Origin of the sequence: Gaiella sp., from assembly GCF_035710885.1 — a bacterium.
GTDB lineage: Bacteria > Actinomycetota > Thermoleophilia > Gaiellales > Gaiellaceae > Gaiella.
The window spans coordinates 1-21597 of record NZ_DASTCS010000024.1; the positions used below are offsets into that span (position 1 = coordinate 1).

Annotated in this window: 14 protein-coding genes; 13 read left to right on the plus strand and 1 reads right to left on the minus strand. The window is 70.6% G+C overall.

Annotation, left to right across the window (positions count from 1 at the left end):
• Positions 1-214 precede the first annotated feature (214 nt).
• Positions 215-1003, plus strand: a complete 789-nt coding sequence (gene whiG / locus VFO26_RS05245) for an RNA polymerase sigma factor WhiG (RefSeq protein ID WP_325113847.1) — start codon at positions 215-217, stop codon at positions 1001-1003.
• 4 nt (positions 1004-1007) lie between these two features.
• Here whiG and VFO26_RS05250 read toward each other — a convergent pair whose 3' ends face one another.
• Positions 1008-2969: a protein kinase domain-containing protein gene (locus tag VFO26_RS05250; protein WP_325113848.1), complete on the minus strand. Its 1962-nt coding sequence runs from the start codon at positions 2967-2969 to the stop codon at positions 1008-1010.
• Positions 2970-3063: 94 nt separating this feature from the next.
• On the opposite strand from VFO26_RS05250, the gene VFO26_RS05255 reads away from it, so the two are divergent.
• From VFO26_RS05255 to VFO26_RS05310, 12 genes are all read left to right on the plus strand, one after another.
• Positions 3064-6042, plus strand: a complete 2979-nt coding sequence (locus VFO26_RS05255) for an AAA family ATPase (protein ID WP_325113849.1) — start codon at positions 3064-3066, stop codon at positions 6040-6042.
• A 41-nt stretch (positions 6043-6083) separates the two neighbouring features.
• Positions 6084-8135 carry an elongation factor G gene (gene fusA, locus VFO26_RS05260; protein WP_325113850.1) on the plus strand — a complete coding sequence of 684 codons (2052 nt, stop codon included), beginning with the start codon at positions 6084-6086 and terminating at the stop codon, positions 8133-8135.
• 64 nt (positions 8136-8199) lie between these two features.
• Positions 8200-8814 carry a hypothetical protein gene (locus VFO26_RS05265; RefSeq protein ID WP_325113852.1) on the plus strand — a complete coding sequence of 205 codons (615 nt, stop codon included), beginning with the start codon at positions 8200-8202 and terminating at the stop codon, positions 8812-8814.
• Between the two features lie 40 nt (positions 8815-8854).
• Complete coding sequence (locus VFO26_RS05270) at positions 8855-10384, plus strand: aldehyde dehydrogenase family protein (RefSeq protein ID WP_325113853.1); 1530 nt, start codon at positions 8855-8857, stop codon at positions 10382-10384.
• Between the two features lie 68 nt (positions 10385-10452).
• Positions 10453-11499, plus strand: coding sequence for a betaine/proline/choline family ABC transporter ATP-binding protein (locus VFO26_RS05275; protein ID WP_325113854.1), 1047 nt, complete (start codon positions 10453-10455; stop codon positions 11497-11499).
• Entirely contained in the window at positions 11499-13499 is a 2001-nt protein-coding gene (locus VFO26_RS05280; RefSeq protein WP_325113855.1) for an ABC transporter permease, read from the plus strand. Before VFO26_RS05275 ends, VFO26_RS05280 begins: the two co-directional genes overlap by 1 nt.
• Before the next feature lie 44 nt (positions 13500-13543).
• On the plus strand, positions 13544-14512 hold the full coding sequence (locus VFO26_RS05285) for a glycine betaine ABC transporter substrate-binding protein (RefSeq protein WP_325113856.1): 969 nt from the start codon (positions 13544-13546) through the stop codon (positions 14510-14512).
• Positions 14513-14560: 48 nt separating this feature from the next.
• A complete protein-coding gene (locus tag VFO26_RS05290; RefSeq protein ID WP_325113857.1) occupies positions 14561-15232 on the plus strand; it encodes a GntR family transcriptional regulator in 672 nt (223 codons plus the stop codon).
• 80 nt (positions 15233-15312) lie between these two features.
• On the plus strand, positions 15313-17832 hold the full coding sequence (locus VFO26_RS05295) for an FAD-dependent oxidoreductase (protein WP_325113859.1): 2520 nt from the start codon (positions 15313-15315) through the stop codon (positions 17830-17832).
• Positions 17829-18593, plus strand: coding sequence for an electron transfer flavoprotein subunit beta/FixA family protein (locus VFO26_RS05300; protein ID WP_325113860.1), 765 nt, complete (start codon positions 17829-17831; stop codon positions 18591-18593). Before VFO26_RS05295 ends, VFO26_RS05300 begins: the two co-directional genes overlap by 4 nt.
• On the plus strand, positions 18590-19564 hold the full coding sequence (locus VFO26_RS05305) for an electron transfer flavoprotein subunit alpha/FixB family protein (protein ID WP_325113861.1): 975 nt from the start codon (positions 18590-18592) through the stop codon (positions 19562-19564). Before VFO26_RS05300 ends, VFO26_RS05305 begins: the two co-directional genes overlap by 4 nt.
• 19 nt (positions 19565-19583) lie before the next feature.
• Complete coding sequence (locus tag VFO26_RS05310) at positions 19584-21569, plus strand: (Fe-S)-binding protein (RefSeq protein ID WP_325113862.1); 1986 nt, start codon at positions 19584-19586, stop codon at positions 21567-21569.
• The last annotated feature ends 28 nt before the right edge of the window (positions 21570-21597 follow it).

Sequence of the window (21597 nt, forward strand, 5' to 3'; positions counted from 1 at the left end):
GCTCGGGCTCCTGTTCTCGGCGATCGCCGTGATTCTCGCCCTCGTCGCGGCCTGGTCTGCCCTCGAGGGAGGGCGCGCGTGGGTCGTCGCGCTGGCCGCGGGCTGTCTCGCGCTGTGGATGGGCGACCTCGCGCGTCGTACCTGGCCACGTTGACAGCTAAGACTGCACCGCTGGCCAGGATGAGTCGACTGGTCGAAGGCGTATTCTGCTTGGGTGGCAGTCGGGGGGGATACGCTTGCGCTCTGGCACGACTATCGCGAGACGCGGGATCGAGCGCTGCGTGATCGCCTGATCCTGACCTACGCGCCGCTCGTGAAGTTCGTCGCCGGCCGCCTCGGCTCCAGCCTCCCGTCGCACGTCGACGAGCAGGATCTCGTCTCGTACGGGCTGCTCGGCCTGATCGGGGCGATCGAGCGATACGACCCCGACCGCGAGATCAAGTTCGAGACGTACGCGATCTCCCGCATCAAGGGCGCGATCATCGACGAGCTGCGCTCGCTCGACTGGGTTCCGCGCTCGGTGCGTGCGCGGGCACGCGAGATCGAGCGCGCCATCGTCGAGCTGGAGCGCACCCTGATGCGCGCCCCGACGGACGTGGAGATCGCGGCGCGGGTCGGCATCTCCGAGGACGAGCTGGAGAAGAGCCTCTCGGACATCTCCCGCTCCTCGATGGCCGCCCTCGACGAGCTGTGGAGCCCGCAGGGCGGAGGCGACCAGGTCGCGCTGATCGACACGATCGAGGACCCGGTCGCCGCGGATCCGGAGTTCTCGCTCGAGCAGACCGAGCTCAACGAGGCACTCGCCGAGGCGATCGCCCGGCTGCCGGAGCGCGAGAAGCTCGTCGTCACGCTCTACTACTACGAGGAGCTGACGCTGCGCGAGATCGGGGAGGTGCTCGGCGTCACGGAATCGCGGGTCTCGCAGCTCCACACGAAGGCGGTGCTCCGGCTCAAGGCGCGCCTCTCGGGCGCCGGAGCGGTTCGCACCCCGGCCGAGACGTAGACCGCTAGCGCGCGACCTCGACGGCGAGCGTCCAGTGCGCCGGGCCGTCCACGTCGACAGAGACACCGATCGTGCGGTCGCCGTCGGAGGCGTCGGCGAGCACGATCACCTCGCCCGCGTCGATCTCCGCGGAGCCCTCGGTGTCGCCCGACAGCTGGACGTCCACGTTGCCGCCCCAGAGGCCGAGCGGCGACGTGTCGGCGGTCGACAGCACGAGGCGCGCGCCCGCGGGGAGGGCGACCTGCTGCTCCGCATCCTCGGTCCCCTCCGTCGTCGAGATCGCCTCCCAGCGCGGCTCGCGCGCCACCACGACGGTGACGGTCGAGCCGAGCGGTGTCCGCGCTCCCGGTGAGGGCTTGACGCTCAGAATCGAGCCGGGCTCGACGCTCGAGTCGGCGCGCTCCTCGACCGCAGGCGTGAAGCCCGCACGACGCAGAGCCTCGGCGGCGGCGTTCGCGTCGAGGCCGTCGAGCGAGGGGACGGGGCGCTTCGGCGGCCCGGTCGACACGACCAGCTGCACGCGTGCGGGCCGTTTCACCCGGGTTCCCCCTCCGGGCTCCGTGCTCACTGAATGCCAGGCCTCGATCTCCATGGAGGGGGCGTATCGCCGGGTCGGAGTGAAGCCCTTCCGTTCGAGCAGCGCGAACGCGGCCGAGCCCTCGAGGCCGGCGACCGAGGGGACATCGGCATAGGCGCTGCCCTTGCTGACCGACACGAGCAGCGCGCCGTTCTCGGGGATGCGCTTTCCCTCCGGCGGGTCCTGCGCGACGATCGCGCCGGCCGGCGCGGACTCGGAGTACGAGCGGTCGACGACCTTGACCTTCGGCACGGGGAAGTCGTCCTCGCGGGCGCGCTCCACGACCTCGGCTCTTGCGGCCGACACCTTGAGGCCGACGACGTCCGGCGCGCTGACGCCGGTGGGATCATCGCCCGCGATCGCGTAGACGCCGCCGCCGGCCAGCCCGACCGCGACTGCGAGTGCGGCGGCCGCCGCGGAGATGCGCCCACGCGGGACGGAGCGGTGCGAGCGGACACGGCGCACGATCGTCGCCGGCTCGCGGAGGACGCGTGTGACGAGAGTGCCGGGCGACGCCTGTGTCGGATCAACGCCTGGGCCAATCGCGTCGACCCGCGCGCCGGGGAGCGACGCCGGGTCGGCGCCGAGCGCGAGCGCTGCCTCGACCGCGTCGCCTCGAAGGGCGGCCCCGCGCTGGAGCAGGCGGTCGACGAGCTGCGCCGCCTCGGCCGGGGCGTCCGGGGCGGCCACCGCCAGCGTGGGCGCGGGCTCATGGGCACGTCGCAGGCCGGTCGCGAGCCGGTCCTCACCCTCGAAGGGCATCCGTCCGGTCAGCAGTCGGAAGAGGATGCAGCCGAGCGCGTAGAGGTCGGTGGCGGGGCCTGTCTCGCCCCCGGCCGCCTGCTCGGGCGCCCAGTACTCGGGCGTGCCTGCGAGGACGCCGGAGATCGGCGCACTGCGCGACGAGCGTGCGAGTCGCGCGAGCCCGAAGTCGGTGACGACGATCCGCCCCGTGCCGTGCTCGACCAGCACGTTGGCGGGGGTCAGGTCGCGGTGGACGACTCCCCGCCGGTGCGCGTGGGCCAGGGCGGCCGCGACAGGCCCGCAGTACCGGCGGGCGTCGTCCCAGTCGAGCGTACGTCCGGAGATCAGCGCGTCGAGCGCGTCCCCTTCGACGAGCTCCATCACGAGCACCGTTTGGCCGTCGTTCTCGAGCACGTCGTAGAGGCGGACGACGTTCGGATGCTCGAGGCGCGCCAGCGCCGACGCCTCGCGCTCGAACCGCTCGCGCAGCTCGGGGTCCTCGGCGACCCACGGGTGGAGGACCTTCAGCGCGACGTCGCGCTCGAGCCGTTCGTCCCGGGCGCGCCACACCACACCCATGCCGCCGCGCCCCAACTGCTCGAGCAGTCGGTAGCGACGCGCGACGATCGTCTCTGCTCTCTCCACGTTGACCTGGGAAACGGCCGGGCAGCCCGGCAGGCTAGTGCAGTCTCGTTCGGAGATTGTCAAGGCGCTCCTCCACCGGCCGTAGACTCCGCGGGTGACGGTCTGCACGCGATGCGGGCGCGAGAGCCCGGACGACTTCGGGTTCTGCCCGGCTTGCGGTGCGCCACTCGCCGCGCCCGCGACCCGGGAGGTGCGCAAGGTCGTGACCGTCCTCTTCTGCGACCTGACCGGGTCGACCGCGATCGGCGAGCGCACCGATCCCGAGGCGCTGCGCGGGTTGATGAATCGGTACTACGACGCGGCCCGGGTCGTGCTCGAGCGACACGGTGGAACCGTCGAGAAGTTCGTCGGCGATGCGGTGATGGCGGTGTTCGGGATCCCGGTCGCGACCGAGGACGATGCGCTCCGGGCGGTTCGCTCGGCCGTCGAGCTCCGAGAGGTCGTCCACGGGCTGGGACTCGAGGCGCGCATCGGCGTGAACACGGGCGAGGTCGTGGCGGGCGAGGGCGACACGCTCGTCACCGGCGACGCGGTCAACGTCGCCGCGCGGCTCGAGCAGGCTGCGAGCCCGGGGGAGATCCTGCTCGGGGAGGACACGCTCCAGCTCGTCCGCGATGCCGTTCGGATCGAGCCGCTCGAGCTGGAGCTCAAGGGGAAGTCGTCTGCGGTCGCGGCGTCTCGACTCCTCGTGCTCGATCGCACCGCCGACGGTGTGGCGAGGGACCTCCGGAGGCAGTTGATCGGTCGTGAACGGGAGCGCGGGCGGCTGCGAGCGGAGTTCGACCAGGTCGTGGAGCGCAGAGCCTGTCGGATCTTCACGCTGATCGGGCCCGCAGGGGTCGGCAAGTCGAGGCTCGTGCACGACTTCCTCGACCGCGTCGACGGCATGGCCACGGTCGCTCGTGGACGAGCCCTGTCGTACGGGGAAGGCATCACGTACTGGCCGCTCGTGGAGATCCTGATCCAGCTCGGCGTCGAGCCGACCGACGTGATCCGCTCGTCACCGGCCGACACGCAGCTGACCACCCGCGCGCTCTTCGAGCGGCTCGCCGAGGAACGTCCCCTGGTCATCGTCCTCGACGACCTGCACTGGGCGGAGCCACCGTTCCTCGACCTCGTCGAGCACGTCGTCGACTGGTCGCGCGAACGCGCGATCTTCCTCCTCTGTGTTGCACGCCCGGAGCTCTTGGACGTTCGGCCGGGTTGGGGCGGGGGGAAGCTCAACGCGACGTCGGAGCTGCTCGACCCGCTTCCGGTGGACGACGCCGAGGCGCTCGCGACGTCGCTTCTCGAGGACGTCGACGTCGAGCCCGCGACGCGAGCCCGAATCCTCGCGACCGCGGAGGGGAACCCGCTGTTCATCGAGGAGATGGCGCTCCTCGCTCGCGACGCCGACGGGAACGTGGAGGTGCCGCCGACGATCCTGGCGCTCCTCCAGGCACGCCTCGACACGCTGGGCGAGCGCGAGCGTGCGGTCGTCGATCGCGGCTCGGTCGAGGGCGAGGTGTTTCATCGCGGCGCCGTCACCGCACTCGCAGGGGAACCGGGTCACGACGACGTCCCCGCGAATCTGCTCTCGCTCGTCCGCAAGGAGGTCGTGCGACCTCACCGCACGCAGATCCCAGGCGACGACGCGTTCCGCTTTCGCCATCTCCTGATCCGAGACGCCGCCTACGACTCGCTTCCGAAGGCGTCCCGCGCAGAGCTGCACGAGCGCTTCGCAGATTGGCTCGAGGCGCACGGCGACCTCTACGAGCAGGAGGAGATCGTCGGCTACCACCTCGAACAGGCGGCGCGCTTCCGTGCGGAGCTCGACGTCGACGACCCGCGTGCCGCAGAGCTCGCAGCGCGTGCGGGCGCACATCTCGGATCCGCCGCTCGAGCGGCGTTCGAGCGGGAGGATCTCTACGCGACGCGCTCGCTCGTCGAGCGGGCGATCGCGCTCGTCCCCGACCGTCGGAAGCGTCAGCAGCTGTTCCCCCTACTACTGCACTCGCTGGCGGAGAGCGGCGACCCGTCGCTCGGCCCGAGGCTGGAGGAGCTCGCGCACGGCGACGAGGCCGATCGCGCCGTCGCGACGGTCTTCCGGGTCGTCTCGGGCCCGAACATGGCCGAGGCCGAGAGCGAGCACCGGCGGCTCGATGCCGCCTTCCGCGTGCTGGACGAAGCCGGTGACCAGCTCGGGTTGGTCTTCTGCGAGATGGCGCGTGCCTTCCTGTTCTGGGGTGCCTGCCAATCGGGCTCGGCGCACGCCGCATACCGGCGCGCCTACGAGCGCGCGCGTCAGGGGGGCAAGGACGCCCTGGTACGGGGGCTCGCAGCGCTTCTCCTGATCACCGCCTGGATGACACACGCGACCATGGATGAGCTGGAAGCGCTGATCGGCGACCTCGAGCACGACCTCGAGGGGGATGCCGGGCCGCTGCTCGACGCGATCCTGAGCGGCTGGCGGGCACGGGCCGGCTACGCTGCGGGCGCGATCGACGCGCAGACGGCGCGGCGGGTCATCGACGACGAAGCGGAGCTCTTCGAGCAGGCGGGCATGCTGGTGCAGGCGTCCACCGCGAGGATGTTCGTTCGAGTCGCGATCCCCCTCGCCGAGAGTGACGCGGCGGCCCGAGAGCGAGGCCTCCGCGACGCGGCGACGGAGATAGCGCCGTGGGAGCATCTGTACGGCGCGAACTTCCTCGGAGACTGGGCGGTGTCGCTGTGCGAGGTCGGGAACGCGGGTCAGGCCCGAGCGGTGTTCGAGCGGGCGCGCGCACTCCTCAGCGAAGGGGACGTCGGCGACGAGATCCTCTTGCTGAGCGTGGAGGCGTTGCTGCACGCGCACGAGGGAGCGCCCGAGGCGGCTCGAGCGCGTCTCGAGGAGGCGTTCGAGGCGGCGGTCGGGATCGATCTGTTCGTCAGCACGATGGAGCTCGCGCACGTCGGGGCAACCGTTCACCGGCTCCTGGGCGACGATGCCCGCGCCCGAGAGCTCCTGGCGGGGCTCGTCGCGGTGTTGGAGGAACGGGGCATGCACCGCTTCGCGGACCGCTTCCGCCGCGACCTCGCGGCGCTCGGTCACTAGCATTCCCGGCAGGACACACCGATCAGGAGGAACGCGCGCAGATGGCCGCAACCGAGCCAGGGAAGATCCGCAACGTCGCCGTCGTCGGCCACCGGGGAACGGGCAAGACCTCCCTCGTCGAGGCGCTCCTCTTCCAGACCGGGGAGGTCAACAGGCTCGGGACGATCGAGGCGGGGACGACCGTCTCCGACTCGGACGAGGACGAGCAGAAGCGGCAGCTCTCGATCTCGCTCTCCCACGCGCACACGGAGTGGCAGGAACGCAAGATCAACCTCCTCGACTGCCCGGGAGACCCCTCGTTCCAGGGCGAGGCCCGCTGTGCGCTGCGGGTCGTCGAGGGCGCTCTCGTCGTCGTCTCCGGCGTGATGGGCTTCGAGGTCGGCACCGCCCGGGTGAAGAAGCTCGCGGAGGAGCTCGGCCTCGCGCGCATGCTCGTGGTCAACATGCTCGACCGCGAGCGCGCCGACTTCTACCGCACGCTGGGTCAGATCCAGGAGCAGTTCTCGTCGAAGTGCGTCGCCGTCCACATCCCGATCGGCACCGAGCACGAGCTCGAGGGCATCGTCGACGTGCTCCACATGTGCGCCTACATGAGCCCCGACGGGCAGAAGGAGTCGGACCCGGTCGCGATCCCGGACTCGATGGCCGAGCTCGCGCAGGAGTACCGCGAGAAGCTGCTCGACGAGGTCGTGCAGATCGACGAGGCGCTCATGGAGCGATATCTGGAAGGCGAGGAGCTCGACGTGCACGACGTCGCCGATGCACTCAAGCTCGGCGTCACGCGCGGCGAGGTGTTCCCGGTCGGCTGCGCCGTCGCGACGAAGAACCTCGGTACGCACGCGCTCCTCGACCTGCTGGTCGAAGGCGTGCCCTCGCCGGCCAAGCGCGGCGCGCCGTTCGAGGTGGAGGGAGCCGCCACCGCCGCCTTCGTCTTCAAGACGATCGCCGATCCGTTCGCGGGGAGGATCAACCTCTTCCGCGTCCTGAAGGGCGATGTGACGACCGAGACGACGCTCGTCGACCATCGCGAGCACTCGAAGGAGCGCACGGGCTCTCTCCTGCAGCTCCAGGGGAAGGCCACGACCCCCGCCAAGGAGTTCGGCGAGGGCGACCTCGGCGGCGTCGCGAAACTGAAGAACGTCCAGACCGGCGATCTCCTCACCGACAAGGAGGTCGCCGTCGAGCCGCCGAGCTTCGGGTTCCCGGAGCCGGTGATGAGCTTCGCGATCACTCCGACGATCAAGGGTGAGGAGGAGAAGGTCGCGACCGCGATCAAGCGCCTTGCCGAGGAGGACCCGACGCTACGCCTGCGGCGCGACCAGCAGACCGGCGAGGAGATCCTCGCCGGGATGAGCCAGATGCACGTCGAGGTGGCGCTCGAGCGCGCGAAGCGGCGCTTCGGGGTGGACGTCGAGCTCCACCAGCCACGGGTCCCGTACCTGGAGACGATCCGCTCCGAGTCGAGGGCGCGCCACCGTTACAAGAAGCAGACCGGCGGCCGCGGCCAGTTCGGCGACTGCGAGATCGTCCTGCGCCCGATCGAGGGGCACGAGGGGTACGAGTTCGTCGACAAGATCGTCGGAGGCGTGATCCCGCAGAGCTACCGGCCCGCGGTCGACAAGGGGATCCAGGAGGCGATGCAGCACGGGGAGCTCGCGGGCGCGCCGATCCAGGGGGTCCGCGTCGAGCTCGTCGACGGCCAGTACCACAACGTCGACTCGTCGGAGATGGCGTTCAAGATCGCCGGCTCGATGGCGTTCAAGGAGGCCTACGCGAAGGCCGACCCGGTGCTGCTCGAGCCGATCATGGAGGTCGAGGTGACCGTGCCCGACGAGGCGGTCGGCGCGGTCAACGGTGACCTCAACTCGCGTCGTGGCCGACTCAACGGGATGGAGCCCGCAGGCGGGATGACGACGATCAAGGCCGAGGTGCCGATGGCCGAGATACTGACCTACTCCCAGTCGCTCACCTCGATGACCGGTGGCCGCGGCGACTACGCGATGCACCTGCTGCGCTACGAGCAGGTCCCGACCCACGTCGCCCAGAGGATCGTCGACGAGACGAAGAAGGCGCGCGAGACGGCCAACGCCTGACCCGCCGGCAGCGTTTTCCACAGCTGTGGATTCCCGAGGCAAGGGGGCTATAGTGGGCGCTCGCATGCGGGTCACGAAGTCAAACGTCACGCGTATCTGCGCGATCTGCGAGCGGACGCTCCTGATGGGCGAGCACACTCTCCGCTTCTCGCCCGACGGCCAGGAGTTCGTGGACGTGTGCCCGCTCTGCAGCGAGGTGGCGCTGGACCACGGCTGGGTGCGCGAGGGCCATGCGGTCTCGCCCGCTCTCCAGCAGCACCCGCGCCGCCGCCGTCAGCGGACGCTCTGGCAAGCGCTTCTCGGCGCGCGTGACGAGGAGGCGGAGCCGGTGGTCTCGGAGCCGATCCTGCGTCGGCTCTCCGACGACGAGCTGACGCTCGTGGAGGCGGCCGACCTCTTCAACCAGTCGGACTTCCGCCGGACGGTCGCCGGTGTCGCGAAGAGCCTCGGCGAGCCCAGGGTCTCGATCGTGCCGCTTCCCGGAGTCAACGCGGAGACCGTGCTCACCTTCGCCTGGGACATCACCTGGTACCAGTACCGCGTCACCCCGGATGCTGCCCAGCCGGTCAGGATCGCGGATCGCGGGCACGATCTCAGCGAGGTCGAGGCGACGTACGCCCGCTGGAATGCCCGCTGCGACGAGACGGGCAGGCTGGTGCCGGAGCTCGCGACCGTCTGACGGCCGGCCGGCCCGCAGGCGGCACCTAGACTTGCGCTGAATGGCCACCGCGACCGTCCGATCCTCCGCGAGCGGGCTCCTGGAGCGCCTCGGCGTCGACCCAGGGAGCGTGACCGAGGGCGAGCTCGTCGTTCGCACGCCGATCACCGGCGAGGAGATCGGTCGGGTCGCGCGCACGGCCCCCGCGGAGACCGACGCCGCCGTCGCCCGCACCGTCGCCGCCTTCGACGCGTGGCGCGACGTCCCCGCACCCCGGCGGGGTGAGCTCGTGCGCCTCCTCGGCGAGGAGCTCCGCCGCGAGAAGGAGGCACTCGGCGCGCTCGTCACGCTCGAGGTGGGGAAGATCGCGCAGGAGGGGCTGGGCGAGGTTCAGGAGATGATCGACATCTGTGAGTACGCGGTCGGGCTCTCGCGGCAGCTGTACGGGAAGACGATCGCCTCCGAGCGCCCGGGCCACCGACTGACCGAGACGTGGCACCCGCTCGGGCCTGTCGCCGTGATCAGCGCGTTCAACTTCCCGGTCGCGGTGTGGAGCTGGAACGCCGCCCTCGCCCTGGTCTGCGGCGACCCGGTGCTCTGGAAGCCGTCCGAGCGGACGCCCCTCACGGCGATCGCCACGACGTCGCTGCTCCGCCGCGCGGCAGACCGCTACGGGGACGTGCCAGAAGGGCTCTTCGAGCTCGTGATCGGCGGGGCAGACCGCGCCGTGCAGCTCGCCGAGGACGAGCGCATCCCCCTCGTGTCCGCGACCGGGTCGACGGCCATGGGCAAGGCGATCGCGCCGCGCATCGCCGCGCGGCTCGGACGCTCGCTGCTCGAGCTGGGCGGGAACAACGCCGCGATCATCGCGCCGAGCGCGGACCTCGACCTCGTCGTCCGTGCCGTGCTGTTCTCCGCGGTCGGCACCGCCGGACAGCGCTGCACGTCACTGCGGCGGCTGATCGTCCACGAGTCGATCGCGAGCGAGCTCGTGGAGCGGCTCGCGAGCGCATATCGCAGCGTCCCGATCGGTGACCCGCGCGAGCCGGGCACCCTCGTCGGCCCGTTGATCACGGGCGAGGCGTTCGGGAGGATGGAGGCGGCGCTCGGCCAGGCCCGGGAGCAAGGCGGCGAGATCGTCGTGGGAGGGGCGCGGGCGGACGCCGAGTCGTGGCCGGACGCCTGGTACGCAGAGCCGACGATCGTGCGCATGCCGGCGCAGACGGACGTCGTCCGCCAGGAGACCTTCGCCCCGATCCTCTACGTCCTGACGTACCGGGAGCTGGAGGAGGCGATCGCCCTCCAGAACGGCGTGCCCCAGGGCCTGGCGTCGTCGATCTTCACGACCGACCTGCGCGAGGCGGAGCGGTTCCTGGCGGTGGCGGGCTCGGACTGCGGGATCGCCAACGTCAACATCGGGCCCAGCGGCGCCGAGATCGGCGGCGCGTTCGGTGGCGAGAAGGAGACCGGCGGCGGGCGCGAGTCCGGGTCGGACGCCTGGAGGGCGTACATGCGCCGGCAGACCGCCACCGTCAACTACACGAGCGAGCTTCCGCTCGCCCAGGGCATCGAGTTCGACGTCGGCCCCTGAAGCCGGACGACCCGGCGTCCGCCCCGGATTCCTGGACACGACCGTACGGCGCTGATATATCAGCGCGGGTGCGCAACGGCGACAGCCGTGCCGGCGAGCCGCTCATCGCTGCTGCGGGGATCTGGAAGATCTTCGGGCCGAAGGCCGACCGCATCCTCGGGACCGAGGACGCAGAGCTGAGCCGCACGGAGCTACGCGAGCGGACGGGGTGCGTGGCCGCCGTGCGGGACGTGTCCTTCGAGGTCTGGCCCGGCGAGGTGTTCGTGGTGATGGGCCTCTCGGGCTCCGGCAAGTCGACGCTCGTCCGCACGCTGATCCGCCTGATCGAGCCGACGGCGGGAACGATCCGGATCGCCGACCAGGACGTCACAGCCGCGAGCTCGGCCGAGTTGCGCGAGCTCCGACGTCACCGGGTCTCGATGGTCTTCCAGCACTTCGGCCTGCTGGCCCACCGCAGGGTGATCGACAACGTCGCGTTCGGTCTCGAGATCCGCGGGATGGCGAAGGACGAGCGCATGGGACGCGCGCGTGAGCTGCTCCGGCTCGTGGGTCTCGACGAGGTCGAGAACCAGTTTCCCGATCAGCTTTCCGGCGGCATGCAGCAGCGGGTTGGCGTCGCCCGGGCCTTTGCGACGAACCCGGCGGTGATGCTGTACGACGAGCCGTTCAGCGCCCTCGACCCGCTCATCCGCCGCGACATGCAGGACGAGGTCTGCCGGCTCCAGGAGGAGACGGGTCAGACGATGGTCTTCATCACGCACGACCTGTCGGAGGCGCTCCGGCTCGGCGATCGCATCGCGATCATGCGGGACGGCGCGATCGTCCAGCTCGGCACGCCCGAGGAGCTCGTCGGCTCTCCGGCGGACGAGTACGTGCAGAACTTCGTCCGCGACGTCCCGCGCAGCCATGTGCTCACGCTGCGCTGGATCATGCGCGACCCCGAGGCGGGCGAAGCGCTCGACGGGCAGCGGCTCGACGTCGGCACGACCGTGCGCGACGCCTTGCCCTTGCTCGCGGGAAGCGAGCGCCCTGTGCTGGCCGTCGACGGCGATCAGATCGTCGGCGTGGTCGATCGAGTCACGGTGATCAACGCCATCGCAGGGGAGGGCGGGTGATGTCCGGAGTCGTCGCCGAGACCCCCGTCGTCGCGCCGGTTCTCTCGCACAGGCCGTGGTGGCGGGGTAAGCCGGTCCAGGTCGCGCTGGTCGTAGCCGGGATGTGGCTCGCGTACCGCGCGTTCCGGCTCGAGTACCCATGGCCCGCCGGGCTGGCCTGGAACAACCTCCAGTTCGAGCTCGACGAGTTCCAGGTCTGGCTGATCGAGCAACGCTCGGCGGAGGACAAGAGCTTCGTCTTCGCGATCTTCGACGGCTTCCGCGTCTTCGCCGACAACCTCGTCGCCTGGCTCGAGGACGCGCTCTTCTGGCTCACCTGGATCGGCACGACCGCGGTCGGCACGCTTCTCGTCTGGCGCTTCGGCGGGACGAAGGCGGCCGGGATCACGTTCGCCGCATTCGCGACCTACGCGCTGACGGGGCTCTGGGAGGAAAGCATGCAGACGCTCGCGCTGATGCTGGCCGCAGTCGCGCTGTCGCTGCTCGTCGGGATTCCCCTCGGGGTCGCGGTCGGCCGCTCCCATCGCGTCGCCCGGATCGTGACCCCGTTCCTCGACGCCGCCCAGATCGTCCCGGCGTTCGCGTACCTGATGCCGGTCGTGATCCTCTTCTCGGTGGGACCCGCGGCGGCCGTCGTGGCGACGATGATCTACGCGATCCCGCCCGCCGTCCGCATCACCGCGCTCGGGATCCGCGGGGTCCCGCTCAACACCGTCGAGGCTGCCGTCTCGATGGGCTCGACCGCCCGACAGACGCTGACGAAGGTGCAGCTCCCGCTCGCGCGGCGGATGCTCCTGCTCGGCGTGAACCAGACGATCCTGTTCGCGCTCTCCATGGTCGTGATCGCCGGCCTGATCGGTGGAGGGGGCCTCGGCGCGGTCATCAACAGCGGCCTCTCGTCGACCCCGGCGCTCGCGCTCCTCGCGGGACTGGTGGTCGTCGTGATGGCCATCTCCCTCGACCGAGCAACCGAGGCGATCGCCGACCGGACGGATCCTGCGCGCCGGCATCTGGACGACGCGGGGCTTCGTCGCTCTCGCCTCGTGACGGTCGGGGTGGTCGCGCTGATGGGCGCGATCGTCGTGGCCGCGAAGCTGATCGGGGTGTCCGGCGTCTATCCGGACACCGCAGGCGTCCAGGAGCGGGCCGTCACCGCGCAGGAGTGGCTGCTCGCGCGCATCCAGAGCGTGTTGGACTATGTGCAAGACCCGACGTCGTGGGTCTTCGGCATCACCGAGCCGATCGGGATCTTCATCCTCCAGGAGCTCCTGCTGCCGCTACAGCAGTTCCTCGTAGAGGGGCCGTGGTTCATGACCCTCGGCGGGCTGACGCTGATCGCTCTCATCGTGTCGGGGCCGAGGCCGGCGATCACGACGTTCCTCATGCTCGGGGCGATCGGCGTCACCGGCGTGTGGGCGCTCGCGATGGACACCCTCTCGCAGGTCCTCGTCGCGACCCTGATCGCAGTCGTGATCGGGATCGGGCTCGGGGTCGCCGCCTCCGAGAGCAAGGCCGTCTCGAAGGCGCTCCGCCCGGTCAACGACGTGCTGCAGACGCTCCCGCAGCTCGTCTACATCATCCCGTTCATCTACCTGATGCCGGTCTCGATCGTCCCCGGCATCATCGCGGGCGTCCTCTACGCGTTCCCGGTCGTCGTGCGACTCGTCGAGCGGGGCATCAACGACGTCGCCCCGCAGTCCGTCGAGGCGGCCGGCGCCTTCGGTGCCACGCGACGCCAGGTGCTGACGAAGGTGAAGATCCCGCTTGCCGGCGACGCGATCATGCTCGGAGTCAACCAGGGGATCATCATGGTGCTCGCCGTGGTCGTGATCGGCGGGCTCGTGGGCTCGGGCGGCCTCGGCTACGAGGTCGCGCAGGGCCTCGTACGGGGCTATTTCGGACAGGGCGTGATCGCATCGTTCGCGATCCTCGCGCTCGGAATCACGCTCGACCGGGTGACCCAGGGCACTCGGCGGGCGCGGAAGGAGGGGTCGACGTGAAGGTGCGTGCAATCGCGAGGGAACTCGACGAGAAGGAGGGTCGGATGTCAAGAACCGAGGGCCGGAGGCGTGTGCGCCTGATCGGTCTCGCGCTCGTCGCGTCCGCCGCGTTGGTGCTCGCGGCCGGGGCGACCGGGGGAACGAGCCAGGCCGCCTGCGACGAGGTCGTGCTGAACGAGAACTCGTGGGTCGGCTCGACCGCGAACGTCTACGTGATGAAGAACGTCCTCGAGTCGAAGCTCAAGTGCAAGGTCAAGATCCTGAACATCACCGAGGGCCAGCCCGCGTTCCAGGCGATGGCGGACGGGAAGATCGACGTCGTGATGGAGGACTGGCAGAACCTTCCCGGGACGCCGTACGAGAAGGCCAAGTCCGTCGTCCCCGTCGGCACGAACGGCATCACCGGCGTGATCGGCTGGTACATCCCGCGCTACCTGCTGAAGCAGTACCCCCAGTTCAAGACCTGGAGGGGCCTGAAAGGCAAGGAGTCCGTCTTCAAGTCGCCGGAGTCGGGGTCGCAGGGGATGTTCCTCGGGGGTGACCCGTCCTACGTGCAGAAGGACCGGGCTCTGATCAAGGGGCTGGGCCTGAACCTGAAGCACGTCGTCGCGGGCGCGGAGCCCGCCCAGGTGGCGCGCTGGAGCCAGCTCTACAAGCAGAAGAAGCCCGTGCTCTTCTACTGGTACGACCCGCAGTACCTGAACGCCCAGTACGACCTCGTCCAGGTGCAGCTCCCGAAGCGGTTCGCGGGCTGCCAGGACGACGAGAAGAAGGGTGGCGACTCGAAGAAATACGCGTGCGCCTACCCGTCGTACAGGCTCGACAAGCTCGTCAGCGCGGACTTCCTGAAGAGCCGCTCGCCCGCGCTCAGGGTGATCCGCAACTTCAAGTGGACGTCGGCCGACCAGAACTTCGTCGCGAACCTGATCTCGGGCAAGAAGCTGTCCAAGGACAAGGCCGCGGCGCAGTGGGTCAAGGCCAACGGCAAGAAGGTCAACGCCTGGCTGAAGTAGATCGATCCCGCGGCAGGGGCGAGCACGCGTCGCCCCTGCCGCCACGAGATGGCGACTCCGACCCTCCACATCAACGAGCCCCGCGCGCCCGGCGAGCAATCGCTCGCCGACCGCGCGTACTACGCGATCCGCGAGCTGATCGTCACGCTCGAGCTCGCTCCGGGTTCCGTCGTGAACGAGCGCGATCTGATGGGGCGGCTCGGCCTGGGGAGGACACCTGTCCGCGAGGCGCTCCGCGACCTCGCCCGCGACCAGCTCGTCGAGGTGTTCCCCCGACGCGGGATGTTCGTCGCGGGGGTCGACGTCGGAGACATCGCGGGCCTTTCGGAGGTGCGCGGCGTGCTGGAGAGCAAGGCGGCGCGACTGGCGGCCGAGCGCAGGAACGACGTCGACCTCGAGGAGACCGAGGCACTGCTCGACGAGCTTTCGCACGCGGCGTCACTCGACGAGCGGCGCCTGATCGACCTCGACCAGCGGATCCACCGCCACGTCTACCGCTGCGCGCACAACCCGTTCCTCCGGTCGACGCTGGAGGAGTACTACGTGCTCACCCTGCGGATCTGGTTTCTCGCCCTCGACCGGGTCGAGCGCCTGGACGACGCGATCCGCGAGCACCACGCGATCCTCGAGGCGATCCGCGACCGCGACCCGGACCGTGCGGAGGATGTCATGCGCGCCCACGTCGCGAGCTTCCAGCGGGCAATGCGCGCCGTCCTCTGACGAGACGTGTATCTTCCTCCGCCGACTGATATATCAATTGAACGGAGCTCGATGACCCACCGCCCGACCGGCTCGCCTGCATGAGCACGAACGCCCCCGCCGCCGCGCGCGCCGTCGTCATCGGCTGCGGGATCGTCGGTTCGAGCGTCGCGTACCACCTCACGCGGCTCGGCTGGGCGGACGTCGTCCTGCTCGACAAGGGGCCGCTGCCGAACCCCGGTGGCTCGACCGGGCACGCGTCGAACTTCATCTTCCTCGTCGACCACTCCAAGGAGATGACGCAGCTCACGCTCGAGAGCGTGCGCCAGTACCGGGAGATGGACGTCTTCACGGAGTGCGGGGGGATCGAGGTCGCCCGCACCGAGGAGCGCATGGAAGAGCTGCGCCGCAGGATGGCCTCGGCGAAGTCCTGGGGCATCGAGCCGGTGTCCCTCCTCACCCCGGCCGAGATCAAGGAGCTCGTCCCGTTCGTCGACGAGTCGATCCTGCTCGGCGGCTTCCACACGCCGGGCGTCGGCGTGGTCGACTCGCTCCGAGCCGGGACGATCATGCGCGAGCGCGCGGTGGACGCCGGCGCCCTGCAGGTGCTGCCGAACACCGAGGTGCAAGGGATGGGGGTCGAGCGCGGCCGGATCCGCACGGTCGAGACCTCGAGGGGGACGATCGAGGCGGAGACAGTCGTCGTCGCGTGCGGCGTCTGGAGCCCGCTGATCGCCCGCATGGCCGGCGCGCACATCCCGCTGACGCCGATGGTGCACCAGATGATCGACGTCGGGCCGGTGCCGAGATTCGAGCGGAGCCCGCGCGCGATCGAGTTCCCGATCGTCCGGGACATGGACGTGTTCATGTACGAGCGGCAGGACGGCACGAGCCTCGAGATCGGCTCGTACGCCCACCGTTCGATCGTCCACGACCCCGAGGAGATCCCCTCGATCGAGCAGGCGGCGCTCTCCCCGACCGAGTTCCCCTTCACGCAGGCCGACTTCGACCCGCAGATGGTCGACGCGCTCGACCTGATGCCCGAGATCGTGGGTGACGAGTCGGTCGGCGTGAAATACGCGATCAACGGGCTCATCTCGCTGACGCCCGACGGAATGCCGATCCTCGGCGAGACGCCGGAGGTCCGAGGCCTCTGGTCGGCGGCGGCGGTGTGGGTGAAGGAGGGGCCCGGCGTCGGCAAGTCGATCGCGGAGTGGATGGTGCACGGCGAGTCGCACATCGACCTCCACTCGTCGGACGTCGCCCGGTTCCACGACCACCAGAAGACCCGGGCGCACGTGAAGGCCCGCACCACCGAGGCGTTCCCGAAGACGTACGGGATCATCCATCCGGCCGAGCAGTGGTCGTCCGATCGTGGGCTGCGCTACTCGCCGATGCGCGAGCGCGAGCGCGAGCTGGGCGCCGTGTTCTACGAGGTCGCCGGCTGGGAGCGCCCGCACTGGTACGAGGCGAATGCGCCGCTCGTCGAGCGCTACGGCGTGAAGCCCCGCAAGGCCGAGTGGGATGCGCGCTGGTGGTCGCCGATCATCAACGCCGAGCACCTGGCAATGCGCGAGCACGCCGGCCTGTTCGACCTCTCCGCCTTCGCGATCTTCGACGTGCAGGGGCCCGGGGCCCTCGATGCGCTCCAGCGGAGCGTGCTCGCCCAGATGGACGTCGCGGTCGGCCGCGTCGTCTACACGCCGGTGCTCGCCCCAGGCGGCGGCTTTCGCTCGGACCTGACGATCATGCGGCTCGGCGACGACGAGTTCCGGATCGTGACGGGCGGCGCCCACGGGATGGCCGACCGCAAGCTGTTCTCCGACCAGCTGCCGGACGACGGCTCGGCGACGCTCGTCGACGTGACGACCGCGTGGACGACGATCGGGCTGTGGGGGCCGCGGGCGAGGGACATCCTCTCGACCGTCACGTCCGACGACGTCTCGCACGCGGGCTTCCCGTTCGGGACGTGCCGGGTGATCGAGATCGGCTCGCAGCTCGTCCTCGCGTCGCGCATCTCGTACGTCGGCGACCTCGGCTGGGAGCTCTACGTGCCGATCGAGCAGGGCGCACGGCTCTGGGACGTCGTGTGGGAGGCGGGGCAGCCGCACGGCCTCACGGCCTGCGGCATCGGCGTCTATGGGACGACCGGGCGCCTCGAGAAGTCCTACCGGGCATTCGCCGCCGAGCTCGAGAGCGAGTACACCGTGGTCGAGGCGGGGATGACGCGGCCGACGGTCAAGGAGCAGGACTTCGTCGGCAGGGAGGCCCACCTGCGCCATCGCGAGGAGGAGCCGGCCGCGATCCTCTGCACGCTGACGGTGGACGACCACACGTCGCGGAGCGGCGTCGAGCGCTTCCCGCTCGGGCGCGAGCCGATCACGCTTCGCGACGGCACGCCCCTCACCGACGCCAAGGGCCGCCGCTCCTACGTGACCAGTGCAGGTGCGGGCCCCTCGCTCGGCAGGTACATCCTGATGGCGTACCTGCCGCCCGAGCAGGCCGTCGAGGGCTCGACCGAGCTCGCCGTCGAGTACATGGACGAGCGCTACCCCGTGACCGTCGACGTCGTCGGCTCGGCGCCGATCTTCGACCCGGAGAACACGAGGATCCGCTCGTGAGGATCCTCGTCGCGGTGAAGCGCGTCCCCATGACGGGCGGGCGCATCGTGCTGACCGAGGACGAGCAGGCGATCGAGACCCGGCACCTCGGCTTCACCATCAGCCCGCACGAGGAGTGCGGTGTGGAGGAGGCCGTGCGGCTGATCGAGGCGAACGGAGGAGAGTCGGTCGTCCTCACGCTCGGGCCCGGCGAGGCGGAGGAGCAGCTCCGCGATGCGATGGCGATCGGGATCGACCGCGCGGTTCACCTCGTCACCGACGGCGAGGAGTGGGACCCGCAGGCGACCGCGGGCGCGATCCTCGAGGTGATCCGCGAGGACGAGGCGGCCAACGGACGCTTCGACCTCCTCCTCTTCGGAAACGAGTCGGCGGACACGGGTGGCTACCAGGTCGGCATACGCATCGCCCATGCGCTGGGGAGACCGATCGCGACCGGTCTCAAGGCGGTGACCGTCGACGACGGCACGGTGCGGTGCGAGCAGGAGGTTGCGGGTGGGCGCGACGTGTACGTGCTGCCGCTGCCGGCCGTCGTGACCGTGAAGGAAGGGCTCAACCTCCCGCGTTACCCGTCGGTTCCGGGGCGCCTCCGGGCGCAGAGAAAGCCGCTCGAGTCCCGCAGTCCGGTGCGTCCCGAGCCGCGCCTGGAAAGGCTGCGGCTCGTCGTGCCCGAGGGCGAGGGGAAGCAGGCGGAGATCCTCGGCGAGGGCGCAGCGGCCGCGCCGCGAGTGGTAGAGGTGCTGCAGCAGATCGGAGTCGTGTGAGCGTTCTCGTCTATGTCGAGCACGCGGCCGGCGTGGTCGACGAGCCGTCGCTCCAGGCGCTGACGCTCGCGCGCGGCCTGGCCGGCGGGGATGCGCTGCAGGCGGTCTGCGTTCGTGTCGGCGCGACCCAGAGCCCGGCGGACGCGCTCGCGGGCCACGGCGTCGAGACCCTGCATGCCGCCGCGGGCGAGGCATTCGCGGCGCATGCGCCGTGCGCGATCGCCGAGGCGATCGTCGAGCTCTCCCGACGCCTGTCGGCGTCGGCTGTCGTGGGACCGGGAACCGAGCGGGGGAACGAGGTCCTCGCGCACGTCGCCGGGCTCCTCGACCTGCCTCTCGCCGCCAACTGCGTCGCGGCCGCATCGTCGGACGGTGGTACGAACGTCACGCGAGTCCGGTGGGGCGGCAGCCTCCTCGAGGTCGCGCGGGTCCACGCGCCGACGGCGCTGCTCACCGTGCAGCCCCATGCGGTGCCGATCGAGACGACGTCGAGCGGCGCACCGGCTGTCGAGACGTTCACCCCGACGTTGTCCGACGCCGCGCTGGCGCTCCGGGTCGCCGAGCGGCTCGGAGCCGCGACGGGCGGGATCTCGCTCGCCGACGCGAAGGTCGTCGTCTCGGGAGGGCGCGGCGCCGGCTCGGCGGAGGGCTTCGCGATCGTCGAGGAGCTCGCCGGGCTGCTCGGCGCCGCGGTCGGCTGCTCGCGGGCCGTGACCATGGCGGGCTGGCGGCCGCACACCGACCAGGTCGGTCAGACAGGGACGAAGATCGCCCCGGATCTCTACATCGCCTGCGGCATCTCGGGGGCGACGCAGCACATGGCGGGGTGCAAGGGCGCCAAGCGCATCCTCGCTGTCAACTCGGACCGCGAGGCGCCGATCCTGGCCAGCGCGGACTACGCCGTGATCGGCGACATGCACGAGATCGTGCCCGCGCTCTCGGTCGCCATCCGCGCGGCGCGCTCGTCGTGACGGGAAAGAGCGGTCGCCCATGAGCGCTGCGGCCTCGGCGCTCGCGCTCGTCCTCGTCGCCGCCGTCGCGGGCACGCTGTTCGTCCGGCGCGCGAGCTTCCTCTACCGGTTGGTCCGCCTCGGGCAACCGGCCGACCGCTCCGGCGATGTGGGGCGCCGCGCCCGGACGGAGGCGACGGTGGTGCTCGCTCAGCGGAAGCTGCTCCAACGCTTCGTGCCCGGCCTCGTTCACGCCCTCATCTTCTGGGGGTTCGTCGTCCTCTTCCCGACGATCGTGATGGCGCTGCTCGGGGCCGTCGACCGCGACTGGACGCTTCCGTGGCTCGGCCATCAGGGTTGGTTCTTCCTCCTCGTCGATGTCTTCTGCGTCCTCGTCCTCGTCGGCGTGGCCTCGGCGCTCGCCATCCGCAAGGTGCAGCGGCCGGCGCGCTTCGAAGGAAGCCACCTCGGCGAGGCCGACCTGATCCTCGGCCTCATCGCGCTGATCGTCGCGACGCTCCTCTGCTGGCACGCGTCGCGGATCGCGCTCGGGATCAACGAGTGGCCGGAGGACTGGTCGCCCGTCTCGAAGGCGATCTCGACACCGATGGACACAGGGGACTGGCTCGAGGCGCGCGAGCGCATCTTCGTCTGGCTGCACGTGCTCACGATCCTCGGCTTCCTCGTCTACCTGCCGTATTCGAAGCACCTGCACATCGCGACCGCAGGGCTCAACGTGTGGTTCGGCCGGACCCGGGCCAGGGGTCGGCTCGAGCCGCTCGATTTCGAGGTCGAGGACGAGGCGGCGCTCAGGCTGGGGGCGGGCACGCTCGCCGACATGACGTGGAAGCAGATGCTCGACACGATGTCGTGCACGGAGTGCGGCCGCTGCCAGGACGTCTGCCCGGCCTGGGCTACCGGCAAGGCGCTGTCGCCGAAGCTCCTGATCATGGGCCTTCGCGACCGGCTCTTCGAGGAGGGGCCGGGCGTGCTGGCCGGTGGGGGGGCCACGGCTCTCGTCCCGGGCGCGGTGACGGACGAGGTCGTCTGGGACTGCGTCACGTGCGGCGCCTGCGTGCACGAGTGCCCCGTCTCCATCGAGCACGTGGACCACATCGTCGATCTCCGCCGCCACCTCGTGATGGCCGAGTCGCGCTTCCCGGACGAGGCCGGGGCGATGCTTCGCGACGTCGGCCGCTCGTCGAACCCGTGGGGGAAGGCGCAGGCCGATCGGGCGGCGTGGGCCGAGGGCCTCGACGTGCGCGTCCTGGAGCCCGGCGACACCGCGCCCGAGCTCCTCTACTGGGTCGGCTGCGCCGCGTCGTACGACGAGCGCGCCCGTGCCACGGCGCGGGCGACCGCCACGCTGCTCGTGAAGGCCGGGCTCGACGTCGCGATCCTCGGCCCGCGCGAGTCGTGCACCGGCGACCCGGCACGACGCATGGGCGACGAGTACACGTTCCAGGCTCAGGCGCAGCAGAACGTTGCGACCCTGGGCGAGGCCGGCGTGACGAGGATCGTCACGAGCTGCCCGCACTGCTTCAACACGCTCGGGAACGAGTACGCCGACTTCGACGGCCGCTACGAGGTCGTCCACCACAGCGAGCTCCTCGCCGAGCTTCTGCGGGACGGGCGGCTCGAGGCCCCGCGTGGGGAGGACGGGATCACGTACCACGACTCCTGCTACCTCGCCCGCCACAACGACGTCCTCGCTGCGCCGCGCGAGATCGTCTCGCGTATCGGCAGGCCGCTGGAGATGGCGCGCAGCGGCAAGCGCACGTTCTGCTGCGGTGCGGGCGGCGCCCACATGTGGATGGAAGAGCGCGGGTCGGCGATCAACGAGGAGCGCGTCCGGGAGGCGGCCGAGACGGGCGCGAAGACGCTCGCCGTCGCGTGCCCGTTCTGCACGATGATGCTCGACGACGGGGTGAAGCAGATCGGGGCGGGGCTCCGGGTGGCCGACGTCTCCGTCCTCCTCGCAGAGGCGCTCGAGCCGGGCGCAGCGGGCGGCCCGGCCGCGGGTTGACCGCCGCTGCACCGACGTCGTAGAATCA

Excerpts from the sequence above, each read along its gene's own strand:
- VFO26_RS05285 (WP_325113856.1), top strand. The coding sequence starts at position 13,544 with ATGTCAAGAACCGAGGGCCGGAGGCGTGTGCGCCTGATCGGTCTCGCG.
- VFO26_RS05310 (WP_325113862.1), top strand. The coding sequence starts at position 19,584 with ATGAGCGCTGCGGCCTCGGCGCTCGCGCTCGTCCTCGTCGCCGCCGTC.
- VFO26_RS05290 (WP_325113857.1), top strand. The coding sequence starts at position 14,561 with ATGGCGACTCCGACCCTCCACATCAACGAGCCCCGCGCGCCCGGCGAG.
- VFO26_RS05270 (WP_325113853.1), top strand. The coding sequence starts at position 8,855 with ATGGCCACCGCGACCGTCCGATCCTCCGCGAGCGGGCTCCTGGAGCGC.
- VFO26_RS05295 (WP_325113859.1), top strand. The coding sequence starts at position 15,313 with ATGAGCACGAACGCCCCCGCCGCCGCGCGCGCCGTCGTCATCGGCTGC.
- VFO26_RS05265 (WP_325113852.1), top strand. The coding sequence starts at position 8,200 with ATGCGGGTCACGAAGTCAAACGTCACGCGTATCTGCGCGATCTGCGAG.
- fusA (WP_325113850.1), top strand. The coding sequence starts at position 6,084 with ATGGCCGCAACCGAGCCAGGGAAGATCCGCAACGTCGCCGTCGTCGGC.
- VFO26_RS05280 (WP_325113855.1), top strand. The coding sequence starts at position 11,499 with ATGTCCGGAGTCGTCGCCGAGACCCCCGTCGTCGCGCCGGTTCTCTCG.